This is a genomic window from Senegalia sp. (in: firmicutes) (assembly GCF_052088025.1).
Classification (GTDB): domain Bacteria; phylum Bacillota; class Clostridia; order Tissierellales; family SIT17; genus Anaeromonas.
Genome location: NZ_JBQCYD010000017.1, coordinates 31621 through 42661, shown reverse-complemented (window position 1 = coordinate 42661; position 11041 = coordinate 31621). Strand labels below are relative to the sequence as shown.

General features: G+C 27.9%; 13 protein-coding genes. 6 read left to right on the top strand and 7 right to left on the bottom strand.

All coding sequences use genetic code 11. The features are described 5' to 3' along the window. The 6 genes from ACTHUW_RS06365 to ACTHUW_RS06340 all read right to left on the bottom strand — a co-directional run. Positions 1–576, bottom strand: a 576-nt coding sequence (locus tag ACTHUW_RS06365) for a DMT family transporter (RefSeq protein ID WP_442212823.1), incomplete at its 3' end; no start/stop codon positions are given. A 109-nt stretch (positions 577–685) separates the two neighbouring features. After that, positions 686–1258, bottom strand: a complete 573-nt coding sequence (locus ACTHUW_RS06360; protein WP_442197314.1) for a manganese catalase family protein — start codon at positions 1256–1258, stop codon at positions 686–688. 12 nt (positions 1259–1270) lie between these two features. Continuing rightward, complete coding sequence (locus ACTHUW_RS06355) at positions 1271–1540, bottom strand: spore coat protein CotJB (protein ID WP_442197315.1); 270 nt, start codon at positions 1538–1540, stop codon at positions 1271–1273. Positions 1541–1555: 15 nt separating this feature from the next. After that, positions 1556–1738: a spore coat associated protein CotJA gene (locus ACTHUW_RS06350; protein ID WP_442197316.1), complete on the bottom strand. Its 183-nt coding sequence runs from the start codon at positions 1736–1738 to the stop codon at positions 1556–1558. Positions 1739–1842: 104 nt separating this feature from the next. Continuing rightward, positions 1843–2184 (bottom strand): hypothetical protein, encoded by a 342-nt coding sequence (locus ACTHUW_RS06345; RefSeq protein ID WP_442197317.1) that lies wholly within the window; start codon positions 2182–2184, stop codon positions 1843–1845. Between the two features lie 2 nt (positions 2185–2186). Beyond that, on the bottom strand, positions 2187–3452 hold the full coding sequence (locus ACTHUW_RS06340; RefSeq protein ID WP_442197318.1) for a DUF1576 domain-containing protein: 1266 nt from the start codon (positions 3450–3452) through the stop codon (positions 2187–2189). A gap of 188 nt (positions 3453–3640) precedes the next feature. Here ACTHUW_RS06340 and ACTHUW_RS06335 point away from each other — a divergent pair, with 188 nt between their 5' ends. From ACTHUW_RS06335 to ACTHUW_RS06315, 5 genes are all read left to right on the top strand, one after another. Beyond that, positions 3641–3922 carry an ArsR/SmtB family transcription factor gene (locus ACTHUW_RS06335; RefSeq protein ID WP_442197319.1) on the top strand — a complete coding sequence of 94 codons (282 nt, stop codon included), beginning with the start codon at positions 3641–3643 and terminating at the stop codon, positions 3920–3922. A gap of 81 nt (positions 3923–4003) precedes the next feature. Beyond that, positions 4004–6499: a DsrE/DsrF/DrsH-like family protein gene (locus tag ACTHUW_RS06330; RefSeq protein WP_442212821.1), complete on the top strand. Its 2496-nt coding sequence runs from the start codon at positions 4004–4006 to the stop codon at positions 6497–6499. Positions 6500–6605: 106 nt separating this feature from the next. Continuing rightward, the gene (locus ACTHUW_RS06325; RefSeq protein WP_442212819.1) at positions 6606–6902 is read left to right on the top strand and encodes an MASE3 domain-containing protein; all 297 of its coding nucleotides are present in this window, start codon (positions 6606–6608) and stop codon (positions 6900–6902) included. Positions 6903–6906: 4 nt separating this feature from the next. Beyond that, positions 6907–7284 carry a GGDEF domain-containing protein gene (locus ACTHUW_RS06320; protein ID WP_442210486.1) on the top strand — a complete coding sequence of 126 codons (378 nt, stop codon included), beginning with the start codon at positions 6907–6909 and terminating at the stop codon, positions 7282–7284. A gap of 127 nt (positions 7285–7411) precedes the next feature. Then, positions 7412–7963 carry a rubrerythrin family protein gene (locus ACTHUW_RS06315; protein WP_442197322.1) on the top strand — a complete coding sequence of 184 codons (552 nt, stop codon included), beginning with the start codon at positions 7412–7414 and terminating at the stop codon, positions 7961–7963. Positions 7964–7991: 28 nt separating this feature from the next. Here the strand turns inward: ACTHUW_RS06315 and ACTHUW_RS06310 are convergent, their stop codons facing one another. Beyond that, on the bottom strand, positions 7992–9137 hold the full coding sequence (locus ACTHUW_RS06310; protein WP_442197323.1) for a SpoIIE family protein phosphatase: 1146 nt from the start codon (positions 9135–9137) through the stop codon (positions 7992–7994). Between the two features lie 191 nt (positions 9138–9328). On the opposite strand from ACTHUW_RS06310, the gene ACTHUW_RS06305 reads away from it, so the two are divergent. Further along, the gene (locus ACTHUW_RS06305) at positions 9329–11041 is read left to right on the top strand and encodes an MASE3 domain-containing protein (RefSeq protein ID WP_442212817.1); all 1713 of its coding nucleotides are present in this window, start codon (positions 9329–9331) and stop codon (positions 11039–11041) included.

The following is an 11041-nucleotide window of genomic DNA, read 5'->3' as shown; positions in this document are numbered from 1 at the left end:
AAACAATACTATTGTAGCTACAGAACATTGATAAAATGATATTACTAAACTTTTATATTCATTTACATACTTTTTATTTAATACAGAAAGTATAGCAAATGTAAATCCAGCTATTACACCCATTATTGCACCTTGTGTCATACTATTTTCAAAAGTTAAATCAGGAATTACAAGTACAATACCTAAGAATGTAATAAATGCAATTATAATATTTTTAGCTTTAATTTTGTTTTTGAAAAAAACAGGTTCTATGAATGTAACAAATACTGGGAAAGTAGAAAATGTTAGAAGTCCTATTGCGACAGTTGATAATTGTATGCTCAAAAAAAATGAAACCCAATGAATAGCCAAGATTAAACCTAATATTATAAAATAAAAATAATCTTTTTTATCATTTAATTTAATTTTTTCCTTTTTGTAAAGTAAAACAATAAGTAAAAAAATTGAAGCAAATATAACTCTTCCAAATACAATTACTAATGAAGGTAGAGAAACAAGTTTTCCAAATAATCCTGAAAGCCCAAAAAACAATACTGCTATATGAATTTGAATGAGACTTTTATTTTTTAAATCCATAAATGATACCCCCATAAATTTAATTTTCAATATAATTATTTTAAGTATATCATTTTGAAATTATTTTAACAATATTTAAAAAGACCTCCAAACTTTGGAGGTCTTTTATTTAATAATATTTTTTGCTATTTTGATAATCTTCAATTATTCTAAGTGTTTCTCCAAATCTTTGGAAATGTACTACTTCTCTTTCGCGTAAGAATCTTAGTGTATCCCTAACACCTGGATCATCACTTAACCTTATAAGATGCTCATAAGTTGCACGAGCTTTTTCTTCTGCTGCCATATCTTCATGTAGATCTGCTATAGGATCATCCTTTGAGTTAAAGAATGTAGCAGTCCAAGGAGCTCCAGCTGCATTGTGAGGATATAAACTTTTACCATGGTTAGCGTAATGAGCTTCAAAAGGTGTACCTTTAATTTTTTCTATAGGTGCATCTTTAGTAAGCTTATAAACTATAGTACCAATCATCTCCCAATGAGCAAGTTCTTCTGTGCCTATATCTGTAAGTATAGCTTTTGCTTGATTTGTAGGCATGGTCCATCTTTGAGTTAAATATCTGATTCCTGCTGAAAGTTCTCCATCTGCTCCACCAAATTGTTCTATTATCATAGCTGCAAGTGTAGGGTTACAGGAATCTACTCTTACAGGATATTGCAATTTTTTTTCATAAATCCACATAATATAACCTCCTTAATCCCATTTGCATTTTCTATATTCAATATCCCAAGGCCAAGGGGTAGTAGCATAAGCCCATGGACACATACTCATACCAGTATAGGTTAAAGGTCCATACTCTCTAGTATATACTTCATTTAAATCTCTATATTGTCTTGAAAGAGTGTTGTGAAGCATCAGAGCCTTTTCATCTGAAGGGTGAGTATCAAGATAAAGGTTTGTTTCAACTAAAGCAAAACTTACTCTCATAATTTCTTCTAATAAATCTAAATGCTTATCATTCATTACAAATACCTCCTATTAGCATCTTTTTTTTCTATCATGAATTTCATATGGCATATATAGCTCTGGGAATAAGGTCCCTTTGCATAAAGCTTCTTTTAAATCATATACCTTACACATTTTTTGATAAGGAACATAAGCTTTAGCTAATCTGTATTCAGGGCTTTTATATTCCTTTTCTTCATACTTTTTATCATACATATATTTTCAACTCCTTATAGAAAATAGTTTCTATATATAATACTCACATTAATCTATATGTGTGAATAAAAAATGGCATAAAAAAAGCCCCATTGCATATAGGGCTATTTGTTTCTATATAAAATTATTCTAAGAGATTCATCTTTTTGTATAAATTCTACTTCATCTACCATCATGCCGACCATACTTAGTTCAGTATCATGATCAGATTCACCTGTAAGTTCCCAATAAAACTCTTCCATTTCAAATTGTCTTGGAACTGATAATAATCTTTTAAGAAGCTTTACTTTTTTATCATTGTTATCCATACAATCTATATCAAAAGTCAATTTAAAAAAGTTTTTTTTGTTTTCTACTATCATGTTCATAGTATTTGCTCCATGGGTTAGACAAAATGTAGACATTTCGTCTATTATTTTACTTACCTTTTTAATATCATGTTTCAATCTTATTCTCCTTTCGAAAATGTATCAAGTATTGGAACAACTACAGATGCTACAATTCCACCTGAAAAACCATTATTATATAGGTTTACTCCACCATGAACTACTCCTATATTCATAACTACAGCTAAATGAAGGAATCCACTAATGAATCCAGCAAAGGGTCCATATTCTCCGGCTATAGGAGCAAGTGTAGTACCAAATAATCCTGCTATTACTACAACTGTAGAATCTAAATCCCAAATATTTAAAAATCCTGCTACAAATACTCCAAGCAGTACTGGAATTGTATTTCTAGGGTGTTTACCAAAGGCAGAGAATCCTATAACGGTTAAAATTCCTCCAACCACAGGACCATTAATTACTCCTCCAGATATTATAACATAAAGGATAGATATAATCCCCATAATTCCCATATTAACAAAAGTATTTCCTATCCCCATAAGTAAAATGAAATCTGTAACTAGTCTACCCGAGTATTCAAATATTTCCCTATAACCTTTAAAACTTTTTTTATTTAAAATGTAACCTATAATTATAAGAATAAGAGAAAAAGATGATAAAGCTATTTTAAAAAAAATATCATACTTTGTTGATAATATGGATTGTGTATTAATATCTAGTCCATAGCTACGAAGTACTGCAATAAGGACAGTCGCAATAAAACCTGATGTGAAACCAACATTATATATATTATATCCATCATGAGCACGGACTAAATGAGCTGAAAGTGGAGTTATTATAAATCCTATGCCTATTCCAAAAATCCATCCGAGTGTTATACCTTCAAGTAATGGAAGTCCTAGTCCAAATGATAGTTGGCTTACTATAGGTGAAAGTGAAGTAGCAAACATGGATATGTATATAACAGAACGATATTTTCTCCCTTGATAAACTGAGTAGAGAAAGGTGCCTATATATATTGGCCACACATTATATATGTTTTTTCCAAAGAAAGCAAAGCCAGCAACTATAAAAACTCCTGCAATTGCTGTACCATTTATAGGAACCTTTAATTTATGAAGTAAAAATATATTGAAAAAAGTAAGAATAGCTGAATTTATAAGTGTAGCTCCAATACCTGAGACCTCTAAATAGTCAGTTAAGAGTATGTCTTCACTCCACATTATGGTATTTAAACCTTTTAATATAGTATCAATATCATCTAATAAAAGACCAGCTATTAAAAATGATATGGGAAGTATCAATAGAACATATTTAATTATTGAGTTTTCTGATTTGTCAATTTGAGCAAATAATTTTTTTTTCAATAGGTCACCTCCGAAAATATAAAAATTTCAAATATATGGAAAAAAAGTAATAAACGAATTATTAAATAAGATTTTAACATATTGGTTTTTTATATTCTATCATAAATAATAAAAAAATTAAACTAATACTTGCAAAATCAAGTAATATATCGTAAAATTAGAATATAATAATATTAGGAGTGGGAAATATGGATATAGAAGCTTTAGATTTGTTTAATCAAAAGTCAGAAATATTAAAAGCATTAGCTCATCCCATAAGGCTATGTATTGTTCAAGGTTTAATGGAAGAAGAGGGAAGAAATGTTACTACAATTAAGAATTGCTTAAATACACCTCAATCTACCATATCCCAACATTTAACTAAACTTAAGGCTGCAGGAATTATTGAAGGTAAGCGAAATGGAACAGAAATAAATTATTATGTAAAAAATGAAGATGCAAAAAATGTTATTAATTCGATATTAAAATAACATATCTTAATATCGAATTAATTTTACTTGTAAAATCGCATTATTTGAATATGTAAATATTATGTTATAGGAGGAAATTAAATGAAAACAATAATAGTAGGTGGTGTTGCAGGTGGTGCTAGTACTGCTGCAAGGCTTAGAAGAATGGATGAAAAATCACAAATAATAATGATAGAAAGAGGTGAATATATTTCCTTTGCAAATTGTGGATTGCCATATTATATAGGGGGAACTATAGAAAAAAGAGATGATTTACTTCTTCAAACACCTGAAGATATGAATAAAAGGTTTGATATTGATGTTAGAGTAAAAAATGAAGTTATAGATATTGATAAGGAAAATAAAGAAATTACAATAAAAGATTTAAATACAAATAAAGAATATAAAGAAAGCTATGATAATCTAGTCCTATCACCTGGTTCAACTCCTCTAAAGCCGCCCATAAAGGGAATAGAGGCCAAAAATATATTTTCACTTTGGAATATTCCAGATACTGATAATATAAAAAATTATATGGATAATAAAAACCCTAAAAGAGCAGCAGTTATTGGTGGAGGATTTATTGGACTTGAAATGGCTGAGAATCTACATGATAAAGGTATGGAAGTATCAATAGTAGAAATGGCAGATCAAGTTATGGCTCCGGTTGATAAGGAGATGGCACAAATAACACATAATCATATAAGAAGTAAAAATGTGAATTTGATATTAGAAGATGGAGTAAAAGAATTTGTATATAATAATGATGAAACTACAACAATAGTGCTTCAATCTGGTAAAAAAGTAGAAGCTGATATTATAATACTTTCAATTGGAATAAGACCAAATTCAGAACTTGCAAAAAGCGCAGGACTTAAAACTAATGCTCGTGGTGGAATAATAGTAGATGAGTATTTAAGAAGTTCAGATGAAAACATCTATGCATTAGGGGATGTTATAGAAGTGATTGATTTTAATACAAAAGAAAAAACAATGGTTCCACTTGCAGGACCTGCCAATAAACAGGGTAGAATTGTTGCAAATAACATAGCTGGTAAAGATGAAAAATATGAAGGAACTCAAGGCACATCAATTGCAAAGGTATTTGATTTAACAGTTGCAAATACTGGAATAAATGAAAAAACATTAAAGAAAAATGCTTTAAAATATAAGGAAGATTATTTTGTAGCATTAATACATTCAAAATCAAATGCAGGTTATTATCCTGGGGCTATACCTATGACTATAAAGCTTATTTTTGATAAGACTGGAAAAATATTAGGATCTCAGATTGTAGGATACAATGGCGTAGATAAAAGAATAGATGTAATAGCAACAGCTATTAGATTTAATGGGACTATCTATGATTTGAAAAAATTAGAACTTGCTTATGCTCCTCCATATTCTTCAGCAAAAGATCCTGTGAATATGGCAGGTTTTACAGCTGAAAATATATTAAAAGGTATTGTAGATGTAATTAATTTTGAAGAAATTAAAGATTTAGATTTAAATAATACTATAATTTTAGATGTGAGAGAAGATATTGAGACACAACTTGGAAGCATTGAAAATTCTATTAACATACCTATAGATGAATTAAGAGATAGGTTAGATGAAATAGATAAGGATAAAGAAATAATAGTATATTGTGCAATAGGAGTTAGGGGATATATTGCTGCTAGAATACTCACTCAAAATGGATTTAAAAATGTCAAAAATTTAAATGGAGGATATTCCACCTATAGTTGTATGAATTGTAATGATGATGATTGTGCAATTGAAAGTTGTAATACAGATATAAATTATGATGAATATGGAAATCCAGAAATCACTAAAAATATTGAAGAAAAAGAAATTAAAACTATAAAATTAAATGCTTGTGGTCTTCAATGTCCAGGACCTATTATGCAAGTATTTAAAAAAATGAAAGAATTAGAAGAGGGAGATATATTAGAAGTAGAAGCTACTGATCCTGGATTTATGAGTGATATAAAAACATGGGCAAATAAAACAGGAAATACTCTTGTAAAAACAGAAAAAAGAGAAAAATCCTTTGCAGCCCTATTAAAAAAAGGTAATGATAAATCTAAATCTAAAGTTCAAGATGAACAAATTAATTTTAAAAAAAGCCATGATAAAAGTATGGTAGTTTTTAGTGGTGATTTAGACAAAGCTATAGCTTCATTTATCATTGCAAATGGTGCAGCTTCAATGGGAAGAGATGTTACAATGTTCTTTACATTTTGGGGACTTAATATTTTGAGAAAAGATGAAAAGGTTCATACAGATAAAGGATTTATGGATAAAATGTTTGCTAAGATGATGCCAAGAGGAAGCAAAAAGCTAGGACTTTCTCGTATGAATATGGCAGGTATGGGTTCAAAAATGATAAGGAAGGTTATGAATGATAAAAACATTGATTCCCTTGAAGATTTGATATCTAAAGCAATGGAAAATGGAGTAAATGTAGTGGCTTGTGCTATGAGTATGGATGTTATGGGAATAAAAGAAGAAGAACTAATTGATGGAGTAGAAATAGGAGGAGTAGCTAATTATTTAGGGGCAGCAGAGGACTCTGATGTTAATCTATTCATATAATTAGATAAATTTGACAATTAATTAGAAAAATTGTTACACCATCAACTCATTGGGTATAAATCACTAAGACCTTATAGGACTTTATACCCATATTGAAGTTGATAATATGTTAAATAAACAGAAAGCACTTAATAATAAGAGTTTATTATATTCTATAGTGATATTCAGTTTTTTTCTTGGAATATTAATATACATATCATTTAAAAACTTTCTTTTTTTTCAAGTAATATCAAATATATTTGCAACAACTACAGGAGTGTCTATGGCTGTAATAGCTTTAAATACTTATGAAATATCACAAGAACAATATTTCACTTTTTTAGGACTTGCTTATGGTTTTGTAGCTTTATTTGATGGCTTACATATATTAACTCATCCTTGCAATTATTATGGCAGATCTTGACGATATGAAATATGTAAACGATAATATGGGCCATTTAATGGGTGATAAGTATCTTAAAGATGCAGCAGATATTTTGAAAAAATCGCTTAGAGAAAATGATACTATTGCAAGAATAGGCGGAGATGAATTTGCAATTATTCTTTATGATATAGATAAAGATGATGTTAAAAATTTAGTCAAAAGAATAAAAGAATCTATAAAAAATTACAATCAAAATTATAATGAATTCACAATGAGTATATCTATGGGTTGGGATCTAATAAAAAATGGAGAAAAAACCATAGAAAAGGTTTTAAAAACTGCTGATGAAAAAATGTATGAAGAAAAAAATAAAAATAAAAAAGATAAAATTAAATTTTTAAAGTTAAAAAATTTTAAATAATGAATTTGTAAAGATTTTATAAGTTAAATAGTATATAATAAGCTTATAAGTTTAACTTTAAATATGATGGGTATAAACTTAAATGGCAAGATTTACTAAACAATTTATTAAAGGGAGGAATTTTATTATGAATGAAATGACAGCTGAAAATTTAAGATCTGCTTATGGTGGGGAATCGCAAGCACATATGAGATATAGAATATGGGCTGATAAAGCTGAAAAAGAAGGTTTTCCAAATGTTGCAAGGTTATTTATAGCAGTAGCTTATGCAGAAGAGGTACATGCTACTAATCATTTTACAGCACTTAAAAATGTGGAAGGTGATCATTTAGTTGCTTCTATGGGAGGGTTTGGAATAGGTTCTACTTCTGAAAACTTAAAAGGAGCAGCAGATGGAGAGCATTTTGAAATTCATCAAATGTATCCTGCTTATTTAGCAGTTGCTAAAATGCAAAAAGAAAGAGCAGCTATGACGTCAATGCATTATGCTTTAGAAGCAGAAAAAGTGCATGAAAGATTATATTTAGAAGCTAAAAAATCAGTAGATAATGGGGAAGACTATGATATAGGTGATGTACATATTTGTGATGTGTGCGGATTTACAGCTATAGATGGTGCTCCAGATGTTTGCCCTATATGTGGTGCAAAAAGAGAAAGATTCACAGTTTTTACAAAATAATATAAAAAAGAAGTAAGGATTTAAATCCTTACTTCTTTTTTAATGCCAAAATTGCTATATCATCTTCTATTTCTTCATTGTTAGTAAACTCTTTTATTATATTATTTGTAAATATATCTGGAGAGTTAATAAGTAATTTATGGTTTAATTTAATATAATTATTTATTAAATTAATATCCCTCATCTCTGGTATTTGTTCATATAAACCATCGGTATACAAATAAATGATATCGCCCTTACTTATCATTTGAGATTTCTGAGAAAAATTTGAATGAGGAACTATGCCAATTAATATATTGTTATTATCTAAAAAATAAGTAGTTTTATCCTGTGAATTATAAAATATTGGATACGGATGTCCAGCAGAAGAGTAAGTTAATTTGTTTTTATAAATTGTACCTACAAATATAGAAAAAATAATATCACTTTTATTTTCAAACATTTTATAGTAAGTTCTATTTATTTCATTTAATAAAGTTTTTGGTGTTTTGTGAATATTTGCGAGTTGATTAAATAGAGCTTTTACCATGAATGAAACCATGGCAGCACTTGCTCCATGACCCATAACATCAGCTATCATGAACCATGTCTTACCATCAGTGTCAATAGCATCATAAGAATCTCCACCTATTTCAGTAGATGGTATATATCTTCCAAAGACCTCTATACTGGGCAGTACTTTCTTATTAATCATAAGAGATTTCTGAAGGATATTGGCTAATTTTAATTGTTTTTTATTTTGATTATTTTCTTTAATTAAGTTGTTATTATAATTACAAATTTTAAGTGAGTTTTTAATTTTAAGGGAAAAAAGATAAGAAATATCTTCTGACTCTAATTTATCAAAAAAATAATCAATAGCTCCAAGTTCAAAGCTTTTCTTTATAATATGCTTATCTCTTAAACCATTATAAATTAATAAGGGGATTTTAAACTGTCTATCAGAAGTTAAATTATTTATTTTTATTAGAGTTTCTAAAATTTTCTCTGAGTTTAAGCTTAAATTTATGATTATTAAATCAATATAATAGTTTTCTACAACATTTAAAGAAGACTCAATATCTATAGATGTATGTATGATAGTTTTTTTCCTAGAAAATGCCCTATAGATTAAATTTTTGAGGAGATCTATTTTTTTGTTTGAACTTTCTATTATAAGAATATTATTTCTCATTATATTTCACCCCTAATACCCTAATTGGATTTAATAAATCATTATACTTTAAATTAATTATAACATTAATTCCTAATTAATGAAATGTTTTATATAAAAAGACAAAAATAATTAAAAAACTGTCGCTTTTTATAATTATTTGATATAATGAGTATAATTGAGTATAAATTCATTTACAATGGAGGACTATAATGATAAAAGAAAATAAAATGAATTTAAATATACATAAATCTAATTTAAAAATAATTTCTGTGATTTTTATTTCTATAATAGTAATAATGGTTGTGAGATTTAGTGGGTTTTTTAATATAGCATTGGATAAATCATTATTTTTAGTATTACATACAGTTCTTGAAATACTAAGTGTATTGGTTTCATTTACTATATTTCTAGCTTTATATAATATCTATGACTTTACAAGTAGTATAAGGAATGTAATATTTGCAAACACTTTTTTCATGGTAGGATTTTTAGATATAATGCATTTATTATCTTATTCAGGGATGCCCATGTTTTTCACTGAAAATTTACCCCAAAAAGCTACAGCTTTTTGGATATTTGCTAGAATGACAATGGCACTTGGAGTATTAAGTGCGCTATTCTTTAAAAGAGAAACAAAATCTATTATAAGTAAGAGATATATTCTTTTAGCAAATACTATTGTTACTATTGTTTTAGGATATTTAGTAATATATGATAGTGTCCTAATACCTAGGTTTTTTGATGAAATAAATGGATTAACTAGTACTAAAATTATATTAGAATATTTTATTATATTTTTAATTATTTCATCTATATACATTATAAAAAAGAGAAATGAAGAAGAATTTCTAGAATTAAATATAAATATGATTATTGCACTTATAGTTGCAATAGCTTCTGAATTAATATTTACTATGTATATAAATGTTCATGATAGTATAAATTTACTTGGACATGTATTAAAGGCTATTGCTTATTTCATGATATTTAAGGTGTTGTTTGTTGAAAACATTAAAAAACCTTATATTGAAGTTTCAGAGATGAGAGAAGAACTTAATATGCATGTAAATAATCTTGAAGAAGAAGTTAAAGAAAAAGCTGAAGAAATGGATGTGACTAATTATAAACTGAAACATATAAATAACAGAATGCTAAAGGAATTAGATGCTGCAAAACAAATTCAAATGGCTTTAATACCGAAGCAACATGAAAGGTATTTAAATATAGATTTTCATTCTAAATATGTACCATGGGGTAAGTTAAGTGGAGATTCATACAAATATTTTAAAATAGATGAAAATCATGTAGGTATGTTTTTGATAGATGTATCAGGCCATGGTGTATCCTCTGCTATGCTTACCATATTTGCTGATAGAGTTTTGACACCTTTTGATCTTGAGACTGAAGATGACAAAGAATTTTATCTAGACCCAAAAGAGGTATTAAAGGATTTTTATCAAGTATTTAATGAATCTAATTTTCCAGATGAGACGCATATGGTTATGCTATATGGAGTTATAAATGTAGAAACTAATGAATTCACTTATTCTTCTGCAGGACATAACTGTAATCCTATCTATATTAAAGAAAATGGAGAAATAAATATACTAAGCCTTGAACAAGGCTTTCCTATATGTAAGCTGGGAAATATATTTGTTCCAGAATATACTAATGAAGTAATACAATTAGATAAAGGTGATAGGATATTGTTCTTTACAGATGGTGTAATAGAGGAATCAAATGAAAATGATGAATTATATAGCTTAGAGAGGTTAGAAAAATTAGTTAAAAATAAATACTATTTAAACTCAAAAGGAATAATAAGGAAAATTTGCGATGATTTAGATGAATTTAGAGGAGAAACAGAATCAGAAGATGATATTACAATGTTTATTATGCAAATAAACGAAAGTAGGGATTAA